This window comes from Psychrobacter sp. Arc9 (assembly GCF_041431295.1).
Classification (GTDB): Bacteria; Pseudomonadota; Gammaproteobacteria; order Pseudomonadales; family Moraxellaceae; genus Psychrobacter.
In genome coordinates this window covers 167,133-185,807 of sequence record NZ_JASMRK010000002.1, presented here as the reverse complement: position 1 = coordinate 185,807, position 18,675 = coordinate 167,133, and the positions used below count along the sequence as shown (strand labels likewise).

The 18,675-nt window shown below is 42.8% G+C and carries 14 protein-coding genes; 12 read left to right on the top strand and 2 right to left on the bottom strand.

The window, feature by feature from the left end:
- Positions 1-40: 40 nt before the first annotated feature.
- A complete protein-coding gene (locus QO187_RS02030; protein WP_057759025.1) occupies positions 41-430 on the bottom strand; it encodes a DUF2237 family protein in 390 nt (129 codons plus the stop codon).
- Positions 431-918: 488 nt separating this feature from the next.
- Between QO187_RS02030 and QO187_RS02025 the strand changes: the two genes are divergently transcribed.
- From QO187_RS02025 to QO187_RS01970, 12 genes are all read left to right on the top strand, one after another.
- A complete protein-coding gene (locus QO187_RS02025; RefSeq protein WP_371546870.1) occupies positions 919-2,217 on the top strand; it encodes an ATP phosphoribosyltransferase regulatory subunit in 1,299 nt (432 codons plus the stop codon).
- Between the two features lie 198 nt (positions 2,218-2,415).
- A complete protein-coding gene (locus tag QO187_RS02020) occupies positions 2,416-3,705 on the top strand; it encodes an adenylosuccinate synthase (RefSeq protein ID WP_057759029.1) in 1,290 nt (429 codons plus the stop codon).
- Between the two features lie 332 nt (positions 3,706-4,037).
- Positions 4,038-4,469: a nucleoside-diphosphate kinase gene (gene ndk, locus QO187_RS02015; protein ID WP_057759031.1), complete on the top strand. Its 432-nt coding sequence runs from the start codon at positions 4,038-4,040 to the stop codon at positions 4,467-4,469.
- Positions 4,470-4,975: 506 nt separating this feature from the next.
- Complete coding sequence (gene rlmN, locus QO187_RS02010) at positions 4,976-6,205, top strand: 23S rRNA (adenine(2503)-C(2))-methyltransferase RlmN (RefSeq protein ID WP_371546867.1); 1,230 nt, start codon at positions 4,976-4,978, stop codon at positions 6,203-6,205.
- Between the two features lie 214 nt (positions 6,206-6,419).
- Positions 6,420-7,352 carry a type IV pilus biogenesis/stability protein PilW gene (pilW, locus tag QO187_RS02005; RefSeq protein WP_371546864.1) on the top strand — a complete coding sequence of 311 codons (933 nt, stop codon included), beginning with the start codon at positions 6,420-6,422 and terminating at the stop codon, positions 7,350-7,352.
- Positions 7,349-8,161 carry a helix-turn-helix domain-containing protein gene (locus tag QO187_RS02000; RefSeq protein WP_371546970.1) on the top strand — a complete coding sequence of 271 codons (813 nt, stop codon included), beginning with the start codon at positions 7,349-7,351 and terminating at the stop codon, positions 8,159-8,161. The genes pilW and QO187_RS02000 overlap by 4 nt, the downstream gene beginning before the upstream one ends.
- A 158-nt stretch (positions 8,162-8,319) precedes the next feature.
- Positions 8,320-9,435 carry a flavodoxin-dependent (E)-4-hydroxy-3-methylbut-2-enyl-diphosphate synthase gene (gene ispG / locus QO187_RS01995; protein ID WP_057759039.1) on the top strand — a complete coding sequence of 372 codons (1,116 nt, stop codon included), beginning with the start codon at positions 8,320-8,322 and terminating at the stop codon, positions 9,433-9,435.
- Positions 9,436-9,558: 123 nt separating this feature from the next.
- Positions 9,559-10,848 (top strand): histidine--tRNA ligase, encoded by a 1,290-nt coding sequence (gene hisS, locus QO187_RS01990; RefSeq protein WP_371546860.1) that lies wholly within the window; start codon positions 9,559-9,561, stop codon positions 10,846-10,848.
- A gap of 70 nt (positions 10,849-10,918) precedes the next feature.
- Positions 10,919-11,713: a YfgM family protein gene (locus tag QO187_RS01985; protein WP_371546858.1), complete on the top strand. Its 795-nt coding sequence runs from the start codon at positions 10,919-10,921 to the stop codon at positions 11,711-11,713.
- A 146-nt stretch (positions 11,714-11,859) separates the two neighbouring features.
- A complete protein-coding gene (bamB, locus tag QO187_RS01980; protein ID WP_371546855.1) occupies positions 11,860-13,068 on the top strand; it encodes an outer membrane protein assembly factor BamB in 1,209 nt (402 codons plus the stop codon).
- 393 nt (positions 13,069-13,461) lie between these two features.
- The gene (gene der / locus QO187_RS01975) at positions 13,462-14,883 is read left to right on the top strand and encodes a ribosome biogenesis GTPase Der (RefSeq protein WP_057759046.1); all 1,422 of its coding nucleotides are present in this window, start codon (positions 13,462-13,464) and stop codon (positions 14,881-14,883) included.
- 198 nt (positions 14,884-15,081) lie between these two features.
- Complete coding sequence (locus QO187_RS01970; RefSeq protein WP_371546852.1) at positions 15,082-17,046, top strand: sensor histidine kinase; 1,965 nt, start codon at positions 15,082-15,084, stop codon at positions 17,044-17,046.
- A gap of 190 nt (positions 17,047-17,236) precedes the next feature.
- Here QO187_RS01970 and QO187_RS01965 read toward each other — a convergent pair whose 3' ends face one another.
- Positions 17,237-18,403, bottom strand: coding sequence for a D-alanyl-D-alanine carboxypeptidase family protein (locus tag QO187_RS01965; RefSeq protein ID WP_371546849.1), 1,167 nt, complete (start codon positions 18,401-18,403; stop codon positions 17,237-17,239).
- Between the last annotated feature and the right edge of the window lie 272 nt (positions 18,404-18,675).

Here is an 18,675-nt window from a genome sequence, read left to right as displayed (position 1 = left end):
CTGTGAACGCTGCTAAGGTTTTATCGTGTGCCAATACTATCTATAGGGCATAGCTTTTTAGCGTATCGATATCTACCAATGCCAATAGGCTCTCGTGACACGCTTCTAACTTGATTTGCGGTGCAATATCGAAGTCCAATGCTTCAACCCAACGTAGCGCGCAGATGCACCAGTAGTCACCAGGTTTGAGACCAGGAAAGTTGTATTCAGGTAGTGGGGTAATTAGGTCGTTACCGCGACTGGCAGAGAAGTTTAAAAATTCGCTGGTCATCTTGGCGCAGACGGTATGTTGACCGACATCATGGTTGCCAGTATGACAAAAACCATTGCGATAATAGCCAGTAATGGGATCGAAACAACAGCTGGCAAGTGCGGTGCCTAAGACATTGGTTTGGTTGATGGCAGGGTTTGGGTGGTAATCAGATGACATAAGGCTTCCGAGATAAAAATATGTGTTAGTGTATCATGAGTCTGTGCCGAAGACGCTGCCGTAATCACGCTCATTATCTTATGGTTAACAAAAAATAAACCTCTTGGCTATTCGCCCAATATTGAGCCAAATATATCAATGATGACTGTTACATCTGCTAAGCTCATAAGCGGCAATTGAACTGTAATTAGATAGTGATTGTGGCTAATTGTCACTAGGCGAACCTTGAGTGCTATGCTAAACTAAAGCATAAAGTGCCTTGATTATTTGTCGCAATTTTTTAGCGCATAAAGATACTCGTCTTATCATTCTAAATTATACTTATTATTCACCCTTTTGCGGTTACCTGGTTTGTTTATAAATAATTGGGTCAATGATGTTGCGCGTTAAAAATAAACACACACAGCGTCAATACCCGGCAAATCACCCTTTAAGTACCGCATCAGTACCGCGTTTTTGGTAAGCGATACGCCAAACAAGGATTTATTGTGTCTGTTAGTTCTGATTCTGCAAAACCTGACCAGCCAAACTCTACCAATGAAACAGTGTCTCAGCCTGCCGAAAACAGTGCTGCACCCAATCGTATGCCATATTTGAGTAACTTTGGCAGTGATGTTGCCAATAGTTGGCTATTGCCTGATGGGGTGGTTGATGTCCTGTTTGAAGATGCGCATAAGCAAGAAGTGCTTAGACATCAGTTAATCGAGCAGCTTATTACTCATGGTTATCAGCTGGTTTGTCCACCGATGATCGAGTTTACTGAGTCTTTGCTAAGTGATGCATCAGAAGATCTAAAACGCCAAACCTTTAAGATTATCGATCAGTTGACTGGTCGCTTAATGGGCGTACGCGCTGACATTACCCCGCAGATTTTGCGTATAGATGCGCATCATGGCGGTACGGGTATTGCGCGTTATTGCTATGTGGGCGATGTGATTCATACCTTGCCATCAGGTCTGTTTGGCTCACGTACACCGCTGCAGTTAGGTGCTGAGATATTTGGCTGTGCGTCACTAGCGGCAGATATTGAGCTGATAGATGTGCTATTTACGATGGTGAATAAACTCAATATGAGTGCAGCGCTCCATATCGATTTGGGTCACGTAGCGATATTCAAACGTTTGGCTGAATTGGCTGAATTGTCAGACAGTGATACTGAACAATTGATGTACTTATATGCCAATAAAAACTTACCAGAGCTCAAGCGTGTTTGTCGCGCTTTGCCAATGGGTGATGATTTTTATGTGTTGGCACGCTTTGGTCACGATATCGCAAACCTATTAGCCAAATTATCAGATGCGGCGCAGCAAGACAGCCAAATCGCAACGGCAATTGATGAGCTACAGCGTTTGAAAAACTATCTACAAGACCAATGGCAGTGTCCAGTCAGTATTGATGTGACTGAGCTATCAGGTTATCACTATCACACTGGCATCGTCTTCAATGGTTATATCAATAGTGAAACGCAGCCACTAGTACGTGGTGGTCGTTTTGATGGTATGCAAAGTCAGACGCAAGCGTTACGCGCGGCCACGGGCTTTAGTATGGATGTCAGCCGATTGCTGGCTCATACACAGTTAGATGCGCCAACCGTTGTCTTGGTTGATTTTGCCGCTTTGTCTAATGCCAATACAGATGAGATGCAGACGCTACTGCAACAAGTAGAGAGTCTACGTCAGCAAGGCTATCGCGTCACTATGCCATTAGATGCACAGGACAGTCCAAGTGATATTACGCATCGTTTGAGCATGTCCGACGACAGTCAATGGCAGCTACAGACTGTTTAACTGTCTAATAGTAGGCGATTGAATGGCGCACGCAGCCAAAAGTATTCAGTACAGATTACGAGAACGTAAAATTATTTGTTAGATATCTCAGTGTTTCTATTTCATAAATCACTGAGATAAAAAGATGTAGCTAAGAAAATCATTTTAATTTTCAGCTTTTATTGCACACACCTCAATACATAAAGGTAAGGATTGATCATGGGTAAGAATGTTGTAGTTTTGGGTAGCCAATGGGGCGACGAAGGTAAGGGTAAAATCGTTGATTTACTTACCGAAAAAGCCTCAGCAGTAGCCCGCTTCCAAGGCGGTCATAATGCTGGTCACACGTTGGTTGTCGATGGCAAAACCACTGTCTTGCATTTGATTCCATCAGGTATCTTGCGTGAAGGCGTCACTTGCTTTATCGGTAATGGCGTGGTGTTAGCACCTGACGCACTACTAAAGGAAATGAAAGAGCTAGAAGACAACAACGTACCAGTACGTGAGCGTCTACGTATCTCTCCTAATTGCCCACTTATCATGCCTTATCATGTAGCACTTGACCAAGCTCGCGAAGCCAAGCGTGGATCTGGTAAAATCGGTACAACAGGTCGCGGTATCGGCCCTGCATACGAAGATAAAGTAGCACGCCGTGCGATTAAACTTGCTGATTTGTTCCGTGAAGATCTAGAAGAAAAACTACGTAACCTAATCGAATATCACAACTTCCAACTGACTGAGTACTATAAAGTTGAAGCGATTGATTTTGATGAGACACTTAAGCTTTGTAAAGAGTGGAAAGAAGAGATTAAAGGTATGGTTACTGATGTAACTGAAGACCTAAATCAATTACGTCTAGCTGGCAAAAACCTAATGTTTGAAGGTGCTCAAGGTACGCTACTTGATATCGATCATGGTACTTATCCGTTTGTAACTAGCTCAAGTGTAACTGCTGGCGGTGTATCAACGGGTACAGGTATCGGTCCATTGTATTTAGACTATGTACTTGGTATCACCAAAGCATACACTACGCGCGTTGGTAGTGGTCCATTCCCAACTGAATTGTTCGATGATGTTGGTGCTCACTTAGCCAAAGTCGGTCATGAATTTGGTGCGACGACTGGCCGTGCACGTCGTTGTGGTTGGTTCGATGCTGAAGCATTACGCCGTGCAGTAGTACTTAACTCTATGTCAGGTATTTGCTTGACCAAGCTTGACGTACTAGATGGTCTTGAAGAATTGCTAATCGGTGTAGGTTACAACCTACCTGAGACTGAGTGTGCAGGCGCGCATGATGCTGAGTTCTATGAGTCAGTCACGCCTAAGTACGAAACCATGCAAGGCTGGAGCGAGTCTACCGTTGGCATTACGAACTATGATGAGCTTCCAGAAAACGCTAAAAAATACATCAAACGTATCGAAGCATTGATCGGTTGCCCAGTTGATATTATCTCAACTGGCCCTGATCGCGAAGAGACTATCGTATTGCGCGATCCGTACGACGCTTAATTTGTACTACAAACTTGATTAAATAGTTTTGAGTATTAATAAAAAACCCCGATGCTGAGCGTTGGGGTTTTTGCTTTTGTTAGAACTTACAGCATTATCAACGACTAATGCACAATAAATTTACTTTTATGCAAGGTATGGTCATAAATTAACCCTATCATTTATGGCCTTAATCATTATAATAGGCAGCAATCCGATGTTGGCGCTTATGGTTATACACTGATATACCATGAGTTGTGTAAAACAGTCCAAGTCAACATTGTGGCTAAAGCTAAAAAAACGCATTATTTTTTTCATATTTTATTGAACTTATCATTTATTAGGAGCTTCTCATGGCTAACGAACGTACTTTATCTATCATCAAACCTGACGCAGTTGCTGGCAACCACATCGGCGCTATCTATAGCCGTTTCGAACAAGCTGGTCTAAAAATCGTTGCAGCTAAAATGCTACAACTTGATGATGAAAAAGCAGGCGGTTTTTACGCTGAGCACGCTGAGCGTCCATTTTACAACGACCTAAAATCTTTCATGATGTCAGGTCCAGTATTGGTATCAGTACTAGAAGGCGAAAACGCTATCGCTCAGCATCGTGAAATCATGGGTGCAACAAACCCAAAAGAAGCTGCTGAAGGCACTATCCGTGCAGACTTCGCTAGCAGCATCGACGAAAACGCAGTACATGGTTCAGATTCAGCTGAATCAGCAGCACGTGAAATCAGCTACTTCTTCAGCGATGATGAAGTTTGTGCACGTACACGCTAATATAGTAAGCCAGCTATAAGCTTTTACGGCGTTCGATTTGTTTGAGGTAACTGCTATAATAAGACAGCTACGATTTAGACTGATCTTACCTGTATGAGTTTTATACTTGATTGACTATATACGAATTATTTACAACATTGATTGTTTATAATTGGTTTGCGAGACGGCTTATATCTTATGGGTATAGGCCGTTTTAGCTATTGTAATAATCCTATAATCAAAGAACTACTAAACTGCGACGGTATTACCCTCATCAGATGTACTATTTGTACAATCTGCAGCCTTGTATCTGCTTTAGAGTTCTGTAATTATATTATTCATTGAAATTCTTAATGACTTGCCTCATTATTGATTTTACTTAGCGTTATCAATCCCTTATCAGCATGTTTTTGTTAATTCGAAGAACTGCGCTCATAGCGGATTGCTCATGCACCCATGTATGTATGGCAAAGCCCATATAAATAATTGCACCGCTTATCTAAGCTTCTGCAAAAAGGTTACCTATTATGTCAACTGTTCAAGCACCTACTCAGCACGTACCTGCTAAGATTACTGATAGCATTAAGCTGGTAGATGAGGCACATGCCAAAACCAATCTATTGGGTATGACGCAAGCGCAACTGGCTGATTACTTCAAGAGTATTGGCGAAAAGCCATTTCGATCTACTCAGGTGATTAAGTGGATTTATCAGCATGGCGTAACAGATTTTGAGCAAATGACCAATTTGAGTAAGTCATTACGAGATAAATTGTCGCTTAATGCTTGTGTGGTACCGCCCAAAGTGATTCATCGTCAATACAGTGATGATGGTACGCGTAAGTGGGTGTTTGAAGTCACTGGCGGCTCGTTGGTTGAGACGGTGCTTATCCCTGCAGATGATAGCAAGTTAAATGGCCGCAAGACATTATGCGTGTCTTCTCAAGTAGGCTGTGCATTGGACTGTAGCTTCTGTAGTACAGGCAAGCAAGGGTTTGAGCGTGACTTAAGTGCGGCTGAAATTATCGGTCAGTTATGGGTCGCTAATGCGTCATATATGACAGATGAAAATGAAAGCTTAGAAAACGTTGATCATAGCCTATGGGAAAATAACGTCACCAACGTGGTGATGATGGGCATGGGTGAGCCGCTATTGAACTACAAGCCAGTGGTTGGCTCAATGGAATTGATGCTCAGCGATCATGCTTATGGGTTATCAAAGCGCCGTGTGACTTTATCAACATCAGGTGTCGTTCCCAAAATGTATCAACTTGCCCAAGACATCGATGTGGCATTAGCAATCTCATTGCATGCGCCAAACGATGAGTTGCGTAATGAGCTGGTACCAATCAATAAAAAGTACCCGCTAGATGAGCTGATTGCCGCGGCAAAAAACTACGTCTATGATGTTAATCCACGTCACAAAAAGCACGTCACCATTGAGTATGTGATGCTCGATGGGGTCAATGATAGCAATGAACATGCGCATCAGTTGGTCGCACTATTAGACGGTCTACCAAGTAAGATCAATCTTATCCCGTTCAATCCGTTCCCACACGCGCCATATGATAAGTCGAGCAACAACCGTATTCATGCGTTTAGTAATATATTGAGCGAGGCAGGTTTTGTTTGTACGATTCGTCAAACACGTGGTGATGATATCGATGCTGCTTGTGGTCAGTTGGTTGGACAAGTTGCCGATCGTACTAGACGCTCAGCCGCGTGGCAGCAGAGCATTAAAGATCGTGAAAGTGTTTAGTAGTCTTTGAGAGAATAAGCGTTATATATGACTGGTATAGCGTTTTAACTGTCATTTGTCTGTCGCAATGGTAATGAAAATGTATCAATAACGCTCGAGACTGAAGAACACAGCAATTAATAACAACTAAATTGTACTTATAGGGGTTAAATCTATTAAACTGAGGCCTCGAAGATCGAACGCATTGAATCCCAGTTTTATGATGGCGGCTATGATGACTTCTAAAAATTCTTGTCAGTTCAAATATCAAAAATCATTTTCTAAATTTTATCAGCAGTCGAGTATCAGTGCTGCCCAAACCGCTTTGCCAAAGCGTGCAGTGCTGTCGGCAGTGTTTGGCGTCCTTGTATTAAGTGGCTGTCAGACCACCCCGACTAATGATTTGCTAGGCAACTCTCCTTATCAAACATCTACGCGCGCTAGCAACGATCGAAATTTAGATCAGCAGGAAATCGCCCGTGTACGTACCTCACTTGCCGCGCAATACATCCGAAAAAATGAGCTTGATACCGCGCAGCAGCAGCTCGAAAAAGCCTTTGCTGCCGATAGCCGTTATGCGCCAGCCTATGATATGATGGGCGTTTTGTTACAGCAAGAAGGCAGCCGTATTAATCTAGCCAAAGCTGATGAGTACTTCAAAAAAGCAATCTCACTAGATAAAGACTTTGTACAAGCACACAATAATTATGGCGTGTATTTGTCACAGACAAAGCGCTACCGTGAAGCAGCAGAACAGTTTGAGATTGCAGGGGCGACGCTAGGCTATGAAGGCCGTATTGGCGCGCTAGAAAACCTAGGTCGTACTTATCTACAGTTAGGCGATAATAGTGCTGCTTCAAAAGCATTTCTACGGGCACTCGATGGCAATCGTAATAGCATCATTGCTCATATCGAATTGGTAGATTTATTGCTGGAACAACAGCGTGTACCGCAGGCACAGAGACTGTATGATGAGACGCTGATATTGGTGCAGGGGCAGGGTATTAGCCCGCGCTTGCTCTTACAAGGTATCAAGCTTGCAGCAGCACAAAATAATATAACAACGCGCCAGCAATTGGCACAGCAGCTTTTATCCGCTTATCCGCTAAGTGATGAAGCAAAACAACTTAAGACTTGGCTTAACAATCCAGAGGCACCATGGAAATGATCACCCCATCATCTAACACTCAATCTAACGCTCAGGGATCATTTGGTGCCGTGTTGCAGCAAGCCCGTAAGAACAAGCAAGTAACTTTAGAAGCAGCGGCGGCTGAGCTGTTCATTCTAAAGCGTCATTTGGAGGCATTAGAAAGCGAAAACTTCGCTGAGCTACCACAGGCTGCGTTTGCTCGTGGTTTTGCGATTAACTATGCCAAATATCTGGGCTTAGACTCAGCAAAAATCGCTAGTAGCTTCGATGCCGCTTATCCTAATGAGTTAAAAGCCAAATCAGCCAGCAATATCGATACGCCGCTGCGCCCAATGGGGACTTTGCAGCGTGATACTCACAACCGCATCCGCTTTAACCCGCTATTGATCATAGGCGTTATCGGATTGATTATCTTGGCGGTGTTCCTATTCCGTATGGTGAGTAACGCTAGCAAAGAAAACACCCAAGAGCCTGTATCAGCTGTTGAAGACATGTCAGCGATAGAGCAAGCCCAAGGTGCCGCCATCAATAGTGACGCGAGTGGCGTTGGTGCTTCTGGCTCTGCATTGAATCTAGGTGATGCTGCAGCAACGGCTAACCTAAACCTTGTATTGACAAGCGACGCTGTGGTTAGTATCACGGATGCTTCTGGAAACAGTCTGATAAATGGTTCTCAGTCTGCAGGTAACTATGACTTGTCAGGTATGCCACCGTTTAATGTGCAAATTGATAATATCGATAATGTTAGCTTGATGCTCAATCAACAACCAGTTGCGTTAGATACGTATGCAACAGATAAGCAAGCTACTTTTGAATTGACACCATAGTCAGTTGCATAAGCACCAAATTTGAATAAAGCACTCATATGTTTGGATGAAGCAGCCATGTGTTTGAATAAAGCGAATATGTGTTTGTCGATTTAGCTGGTTTATATTATATGTACAAAGGCCTAGGGCTTTTCTATTTTTGATTCAAGGATTTATGTATGTCAATGCCATCGCCTATTAATCGTCGTCTGACCAAAAAAATCTATGTCGGTGATGTCGCGGTTGGTGGTGATGCACCAATTAGCGTACAGAGCATGACCAACACTGACACCTGTGATGTAGCAGCGACTGTTGCCCAAATCGAGCGTTGTGTCGAAGCAGGTGCTGATTTGATGCGCGTATCAACGCCAACAATGGATACTGTCAAAGCTTTTGGCGAAATTCGTAAACTGGTAAGCGTGCCTTTGATCGCTGATGTGCATTTTGATCATAAAATCGCTTTAGCAGTCGCTGAAGCGGGCGCTGACTGTTTACGTATCAATCCTGGTAACATTGGTAGCGATGCTAAGGTACGTGAAGTGGTCGCTTGTGCCAAATATCATAACATCCCGATTCGTATTGGCGTCAACGCTGGCTCTTTAGAAAAAGACATCCAGCGTAAGTATACTGAGCCAACTGGCGAGGCAATGCTAGAGTCGGCAATGCGCCATATTGATATTTTAGAGCGTCTTAATTTTGACCAATATAAAGTATCTGTCAAAGCCAGCAACGTGTTTTTGACATTGGATGCTTATCGTTTAATATCAGCGCAAATTGATAATCCATTACATTTGGGCGTGACGGAAGCGGGTGTCTACCGTACGGGCGCTGTTAAATCTGCTATTGCGCTAGGTGGATTATTGCTAGATGGTATTGGCGATACTATTCGTATCTCGTTAGCCGCTGAGCCTGAAGAAGAGATTAAGATTGGTTTTGATATCTTAAAATCGCTTAATATTCGTTCGAATGGCGTAAACTTTATCGCCTGTCCAAGCTGCTCGCGTCAAGAGTTTGATGTGATTAAAGTAATGACAGCGTTAGAGTCTCGCTTAGAAGATATTCGTGAACCAATGAATCTATCTGTGATCGGCTGTAAGGTAAACGGTCCAGGAGAGGCAAAAGAGGCCGATATTGGCATCGTTGGTGCTGCCCCTAGATCACTGGTCTATCGTATGGGTGAAAAAAGCCACCTTATCGATACAGGCAATCTGGTCGATGAAATAGAAGGTATGGTTCGCGCCCATGCAGAAGACTTGGCGAAAAAACGTGAGAATGAAATTATTCGCGTAAAATAAGCCATAGAATAGATTGATACGTTAGGCTATACCGTCACAGTATAAATCACATATAGCGCTTATTTGAATATATAGAAAACAATAATAGAATACCTGTTAAACATTTAAGGATACGACCGTACCATGATCAAAGCTATCAAAGGTTTTAATGATATTTTGCCTGACCAATCAGCAAAGTGGCTGCATTTAGAAGCGATATTGGCTGATGTACTTGGTAGGTACGGTTACGAGCATATTCGCTTGCCAATCGTCGAACAAACGGATATGTTTGCCCGTGCTATTGGCGGCGCGACTGACATCGTCGAAAAAGAAATGTACAGCTTTACTGATAAATCTGAGCCACCAACGCCATTAGCGTTGCGTCCTGAAGGCACAGCTGGAGCAGTACGTGCAGTTATCGAGCACAACTTGCTACGTGGTGATACGCCCAAGCTTTGGTATATCGGTCCAATGTTCCGCTACGAGCGCCCGCAAAAAGGCCGCTATCGTCAGTTTCATCAGTTAGGTGTCGAGAGCTTCGGTAGCGCACTACCGGATGCTGATGCTGAGCTGATTGCGATGACTCATTTGATGTGGCAAGAGCTAGGTCTTAACAATGAGATGCGTTTGCAACTAAACAGTTTGGGTGAGCTGGATGAGCGCTATGCTTATCGCGAGGCATTGGTTACTTATTTGACTGATAAAAAAGACCAGCTAGACGAAGACAGCAAACGTCGCCTAACGACTAACCCTTTACGTATCTTGGATAGTAAAGAGGCGAGCACGCAAGCAGTATTGGCAGATGCGCCAAAGCTTGCTGACTTCTTGGGTGAAGAGAGTGTGGCGCATTTTGAGCAAGTCAAAGCCTATCTGACTGCGCTTAATATCGATTTTGAAATCAATCCGCACTTAGTACGTGGCCTTGATTATTACAATAAAACGGTATTTGAGTGGGTAACAGATAAGCTTGGAAGTCAAGCTACCGTTTGTGCGGGTGGTCGTTATGATGGGCTAGTAGGGCAATTGAAATCAATCGGTACAGATGGCAGTAAACCAGTCAAATCTGAGCCTGGTGTTGGTTTTGCAATGGGGCTTGAGCGTTTATTGCTACTCATAGAAGCGGTAGCGCCGATTGCTGACATACCTGCTTGTGATGTATTCATGGTGGCCCATCCTGAGGTATATAGTGCTGGTATAAGCTATGCACAGAACTTGCGTCACAGTCGTCCAGATGTACGAGTAAAGATGGCCAGTGCCACGAGTCTAAAAGCGCAAATGAAGAAGGCAGACAAGTCAGGCGCGGCATTGACAGTTATCATCGCACAGCAAGAGCTGGATGATAATACGATTAGTATTAAAGACATGCAGACAGGTGAGCAAAAGACGGTCGCCCAAGATTGGTTATCAAATAAAGATAACTTCTCTCGTCGCTAGTCAATTTTTGACTAATAAGATTTGTTTGTCGCACCAGCAATTTAATGTAAATTTTATCAGGTAAATATATATGGCTCTGACACCTAATTCGCCGAATGCAGATAACTCCATGCAAGCGTTAAAGCAATATGGTAGTTATATCGTCACTGCGATTTTGTTAGCACTGGCCGCCTATTTTGGTTGGACGTACTGGCAAAACAACCATGCGCGAGTAGATACCGTCGCCGCCGATCAATATGCTGATATTCAGCAGCTAAACGAAGAGGTCAAACTGGCCTCGCAAAACCCAGATTTAGAAGCAGAAGCTCAAGAAGCGCTTACCCAAAGTCGTAGCCAACTAGACAAAGATATTGATACTTTGGTCGGCACGCATGGTGAGTCGGTTTATGCATGGCAAGCGCTAATGATAAAGGCACGTCAGCAAGTAGATAATGATGACTTTGCAGCAGCGACTGAGACATTCAAAAAAGCATTGGCCATCGATTTGGGTGATGCTGGTCTAGAAGCGATTACTCGTTTACGCTATGCAAAAACACTGTTGGCCGCAGGTGATACAGATGCTGCACTGTCAGAAGCAAACAATGACATGCCAAGCTCGTTTGAAGCAAGTCAGCAGGAGCTACTGGGTGATATTTACTTAGCGCAAGACAATAAAGACTCAGCGATTAAATCTTATAGCAATGCGTGGGAGCTATTACGTAGCCGCCAAGAAACGCGTGCAGTATTGGCATTAAAGATGGAAAGCTTAGGTATCACGGCTGAGCCGATTGCTGAGCAAACCAGTCTTATTCAAGAGCCATCTGCTCCTGAGCCGTCGCTAGTGATAGATACCTCGAATGAAGTCGCTGCCGAAGCAGGGCAATAAGTCGGTAGGCTAGATATTAAGTCAGTAGTATAGTATTGAGAGTTGGTAATCATCCAAAGCTCTTTTTTAATATAACCTAATGATTACTAATTTGCCGTTGGCCAATTTACCAATTAATAATAATTTATCTGTAGTGAGAACATACAATGACTCAATCTATTCGCTCTAGCAAAATGTTAAACACCAAGACTATCAAAAAGACAGTCATGCATGTGGCCGTACTGGCAGTAATGAGCACGGCAGTGATTGGATGTAATCGCGGTATTAAGCCGGTCGTTAATGATCCGGTAAAATTGGTACAAATCGCTCAGCCGATTAGCGTACTACAGCCTGTATTTAGTACCGATGTTGGCAATAAAAAAGCCAGCAAAAAAGATCCGCTAGATTTGCAAGTTGGCTATGCCAATGGTCAAATCGTTACTGCATCACGCGGTGGTGAGCTGTCAGGGTTTAATAGTGCAGGCGAGCGTGTATGGTCAATCAATGTTGACGACCAAATCACCGGCGGTGTCGCAGTAGATGCATTGAGCCAGACAGCTATTATTAGTACTCGTGGTGGCAAGGTTATGGCATTTGATAGCACGACTGGTGCAAAACGTTGGCAGCAGCAGTTATCAGGTTCGGTGTTGACGCCAGCACTGATTACCAATAATCGTGTGGTATTATCAGCGAATGATGGTTTCTTACACGGTCTGTCGCTGCAAACTGGACAGTCAGTATGGCAGTTCGCAACTCAAGTACCTGCTATCAGCGTTCGTGGTAACGCTGCGCCAACTTTATTAGACAATGAGACGGCACTTTTGGCGACAGCTGATGGTCGTCTGCATGCGATTACTGTCGATAATGGTCTTCCGCTATGGTCAAGACGTGTTGGCGTAGGCGCTGGTAGTAGTGAAGTTGAGCGCATGAGTGATGTCGATGGCAAACCTATCGTAGATAAAAATCAGTTGTTTGCGATCAGCTATAGTGGTCAGCTATTAGGTATTGATTTGGCCTCACGTCAGGTGATGTTCGTCAACGAAATTGCGAGTCTCAAATCACTGGCGGTAAATACTCAGCAAGTCATCGCTACTAGTCTAGATGGCAAAGTAGTTGCTTATGATCGCAACAGTGGCGAGACACTTTGGGAAAGTGACGAATTGGCTTATCGTGATCTTACCAATCCTGTGATGATTGGCAACTATATCGCCATTGGTGATTTTGATGGCGTAGTGCATTTGTTTAACCCTGCTACGGGTAGCATCGTTAGTCGTGTAGAGACAAAAGGTGCGTTGACCAACTTGCAAGTTCAAGGTAGTCGTTTAATGACTCAAAGTACGTCAGGACAAGTTGCTATCTGGCAACTAGTTCGCTAATAACTATATAGATAGGTGCTTATAGATAATTAACGAAGTGTAATATTTCACTATAGCCCTTAAGCCTATTCTTGATTATCATTTATAAAACACAAACGCTGCTTAGTCAGCGTTTAGTGCCTTGTGTAAATTGCTTGTTTAAACACAGGCTTTCGCGTACTCTATGCGACCGATGTGCTATCCATATATACTACTTATTTATGTATAATAGGTAGAATGAAGCCATCCTATATACTATTTTTAATCGTAAAATAGCCATCTATTATTTTTGCTATTGTTCTATCATCCATTTTAATTCACGGTCAATTGCAGCATATCTATTACTATTGTTATGTCACTGGTTATAAGAATAACTGTACTGCCCGTCATTGTGCCTTTCACTGAGAGTAACCCATGAGTATCAAGCCTGTGGTCGCCTTAATTGGTCGTCCAAACGTCGGTAAATCCACCTTATTTAATCAGTTCACAAAAAGTCGGCAGGCATTGGTCGCTGACCTTTCAGGATTGACTCGTGACCGTCAGTACGGTGATGCAACTTATGAAGATAAATCCTTTATCGTTGTAGATACGGGTGGTATCGGTGAAGCTGATGACGGTAGTGGTAATATCGATGACTATATGTCTGAGCAGTCGCATACAGCAATCCATGAAGCAGATATCATCGTATTTGTCGTTGACGCTCGTGCCGGTATGATTGGCGCTGATGCTGAAATTGGTAAGTTTTTGCATACATTAGGCAAGCCTGTCTATGTTGTCGCCAATAAAGTCGACGGTGTACATGATGCAGCACCTGCTGAGTTTTATGCACTGGGCTTGGGTGAGCCGTATCCGATGGCAGCCAGTCATGGTCGCGGTGTAGGCAATTTGCTTGAAGTGCTAACAGCTGATATGCCTGAGCAAGAAAACATAGTAGAGCCAAGAGGCTTGAAGCTTGCCATTATCGGTCGTCCAAATGTTGGTAAATCGACGCTCGTAAACCGCTTGCTTGGCGAAGATCGAGTAGTGGTATTCGATATGCCAGGCACGACACGCGACAGTATTTATATTCCTTATCAGCGTGAAGGTCGCGACTATGTTTTGATCGACACTGCTGGTGTACGTCGCCGCGGTAAAATCGATGAAAAAGTAGAAAAATTCTCTGTCATCAAGACTTTGCAGGCGATTGAAGATTCTAACGTAACCGTGATTGTTATTGATGCTCACGAAGGTATCGTGGATCAAGATTTGCATATGATTGGTTATGCGCTTGACGCTGGACGTGCGTTAGTCGTTGCGATCAACAAGTGGGATGGTCTAACGCAAGATCAAAGAGACTATATCAAGCTTGAAATGGATCGCCGTTTTAGCTTTATCCCTTATGTAAAAATTCATCTAATCTCTGCATTACACGGAACAGGCGTCGGTAATTTATATCCTTCTATCTTGCGTGCGTACAAATCTTCTATGTTCGAAGTATCGACCAACCGTTTGACTCAGATTCTGCAAGATGCGGTAACGGCCAATCCGCCACCAACCGTTGCTGGTCGTCGTATCAAGTTACGTTATGCGCATATTGGTGGCCACAATCCACCCGTTATTGTTATTCATGGTAACCAAACCAGTGCGCTTCCTAAGAGCTATCAGCGTTATCTAGAAAATCAATTCCGTCAAGTGTTTAAGCTAGAAGGCACACCGCTTAACGTTATCTTGAAGCAAAACGATAACCCATATGCGAACAAGAGTGACACACCGACTAAGGCAAAAGCTCAGCAATTGCGTCAACGTGAGCGTAATAGATCACAGAAATTTACTACCAAAGATAAAAAGCCTCGTTAATTCTCGTATTTTATGCTTTAGCTTTATGATTAATGTCATCGCGTTCGATAGCGCGATGACATTTTTCTATTAATACGTTATAGTTTGGGCTTATAAATAGTTATCTGAATGCTTTAAAAATACTCAAATGTTTTACTTATCACATCTTTAAAATACCTGTACTATAAATGAAAGCTGCACGCGACTCAGTAGAGTGATATGAACAACCGTTCGTCTCAAACCATTCCCGTACTTATCTGGCGTTCTGTCATACAAGCCGCTGTTTTGGCAGTATTGGCAGGTTTTTTATTGCCTTTTATTTATGGTTTAGTGCATCACTATCAAGAAAAAGAACAGCATATTCAACAATTGGCATCGCTATTAACGACTAGTGCATCGACTGCAGATGGCGCAGATATCGTGGCTGAACAAGTGAATATCTTGTTAGAAAATGAGCCGACTATCCAGAGTATTGTTTTCTATTCAACCTCTGAGCCAATTGAGGATATAGACCAGTCGCTTGCTGATTGGAAAAATGCTTTATTTGCGCACACGGTCAGTTTCAACTATCCAGTGATTAGTAAAGACCTCGATGCCAGTATTGTGGCGTCCAATAAGTCCGATTCCAATCAACAGTTAGCACTGACTTTATCAAACATTATGAGCGAATCGTCAGTGCCAGATGAGACGACTGATACAGCTACCGAAAATAGCACATTGATTGGTTATATCAATATTACGATGGACGTAGAGTTGCTACGTTTACATTGGTTTCAAAATATCCTGTGGTTATGGCTAACAACAGTGGTAATGATTGTTATATTTGCCTTATACATTTTTAGAAAGCTGAATTGGCCAGTTAAAGATATTGAAGTGTTAACTGATGTTTGTGACATTGTCATAGACAACGCAAATCTAGAGCAACTGCCAGTCATTCCGCAGCAATTTAATTTTCAAGAACTGACTCATATCAAGAAAGCACTAATTGTGTTATTTAATCGTTTACAAGAAGCGAGGCAAGGTTATGAAACCCTTGCGGCCTTTGAACAGCAGTTACACAATAAAGATGTGTCACTTGATGTGCAATTGCATAATTTTCAAAGCATGATTTCTCATGAGTTAAAAACGTCATTGAATGCAATTGTAGGTGGTTTACAACTATTGGATCATGAGGCGCTCAACAGAGAGCAAAAAGACGCGGTAGAGATTATCAGTAGTGGTAGTGATAAATTGGTATTGTCGTTAGATCATATTATACAGTTGAACCAGATCCAAAAAGGCCAGATAAGAATTCATAAAAATGAGTTTAACCCATTACAGTTAATCGCTGACCTGTTAGTTAAGTTTGAAAATACAGCTACGCAAAAAGGGCTAGAGCTGATTAGTAATATTCATCATATAGACTATAGCCTATACGGTGATTCAGAAAAAATACATCAGATACTATCGATACTACTCAATAATGCGATTAAGTTCACGCCTGTTGGAAAAGTTACGATTACGTCGCAACTGACACATTTTAATAAGAGTAATCGCTGGCAGATTAGCGTGAAAGATACCGGTATTGGTATCAATAATGAGCACCTAGACGATATATTTAACCCGTTCTTTCAGGTGGATTCGTCGCAAACTCGCCAGTATGAAGGCTCAGGGGTTGGCTTACCTATCGTTAGACAAATGGCACAGCTTATGGGTGCTACTATAGATGTTGATAGTGTGCTTGGTGTAGGTACGCAGTTTACGCTGACCATAGCGATGCCCAATCAACAGCAATCAAAACAGCAGCGCTTATTGTCTGGTCTAACGATTATTTATTATTACTATCATGAGACAGGCTCCTTATTAAATGAACTGGAATATCTAGGAGCTACGATTATTTGTCGCCAAGGTAACCAACTCGTCATAGAGGAGATGCGTAAGCAGAAAGTTGACATGGTGATGTTTGCTGAAGATGTCTTCCCAGAAACAGCTGAGATACTAGCCAAACGCATTCGTCAGTATGAAAGCGATGAGGGTAGTAAGAGCGAGCATCGTGCGTTATTGGTATATTGGTATCCGCAGCATCGGGCGCGCTATGTAGACAGTTTTGAGTATGGTTTAAAAGCAGCTGGCGTTGACTATTGTCATATTGCTACTTATAAAGACAAAGCGTTAAGCGACTTATTAAAACAATGGTTGGTTTAGACGTAGTACGGTTCTATTAAATCCGTATTCCTAGTTAGATTTATCTTACTAGGTAGCGTTTTTATATTTTCGACTTTTCAATGTCGAAGCACTTTTAAATTAAAGTAGGTATAAATACAAAAAAGACGCCCATTTTAAGGCGTCTTTTTTTAAATAGTTTTTAGCTAGAATTGCTTTTTAAAAGTTTCTCTTAGAAAAGATTTTTTACCCAGCGTACGATATGTTCCCACGTACGGCTCATAAAGCCTGACTGTTCGATATCATTGGTTGCGATAATTGGAACTGAGGCTACCGCTTTACCATCGATTACAGCCATCATTTTACCAACTTCCTGACCTTTCTTGATCGGTGCTTCTAAGCTCTCAGGAATGTCGACCACTGTAGTGATTTTGTTTTTCTGTGTTTTGCTGGTTAGAATTTGCAAGTTGTCGCCAGTTGCCAGTTCTACCTCGTCAGCTTCTCCAAACCATACTGGAAGCTTACTAACGAACTGTCCAGTGGGTGCTTTGGTAACGGTTGTAAAGTGACCGAAACCCCAGTTAAGTAGTTCACGTGACTGATCAGCGCGAGCCTGTTGGCTCTTGGTACCCATAATGACAGAGATTAGACGCATGCCTTCACGATTGCTTGATGCAACCAAGCAGTAGCCTGCCGCATCAGTGTGGCCTGTTTTTAAGCCATCAACAGTTGGGTCAGTAATCAGCAGAGCATTACGGTTACCCTGGGTAATACCATTATAAGTAAACTCTTTTTCTGCGTAGATACTATAGTAGTCGCCGCTGTTTTTGATAATAGCGCGAGCAAGTTTAGATAAATCCAAAGCAGATGCTAAATGACCTTCATCAGGCATACCGGTAGCATTGACAAAGTTAGAGTTCTCCATGCCAATCTTTTGCGCTTGTTCGTTCATCAAGATTGCAAACGAGGCTTCACTGCCAGCAATATGTTCAGCCATGGCTTTTGATGCATCATTACCTGATTGAATGATAATACCGCGTAGCATATCGATGACGCTGGCAGTTTTGTTCACAGGCACATACATACAAGATTGGCTGCTGCTACCACGGCACCATGCGTTTGGACTCATCAATACCTGTTCATCTTCTTTCAGGTCGCCTGATGCTAAGCGTTGCTCAATGATATAACTGGTCATCATCTTAGTCAGAGATGCTGGCGGCAGCGCCTCATTGGCGTTCTTTTGAGCCAAAATTTCGCCAGTGTTATAGTCCATCAACACATAGGCAGTATTGTCCATTTCAGGTGGTTGAATGGCTGCGTTTGCCACTACTGCACTCATCGAGATACTTACACCAACTACCAGCTGTACCAGCTGATTTTTTACACGCTTTACTGTCATATATCATTACACCGCATCATGGAACCAAATGTATCTATCGCTTATGTTTTGTACCTATTTCCATACATTATTTTAAGCAGCATGTCTTAAATGCAGTGTTTAAAATAATGTATCGACGAAAATAGTAACGCCTACACAATAGACATAAAATTAACGCCTTATCTTAGCAAAATGACTACCGATGGGGAATCGATAAATGCAAAAATAAGGCAAGTTTGAAAAGAAAAATGAAGGCCTATCATATATTTGTTGTGTCTATCATCTGACCAGTC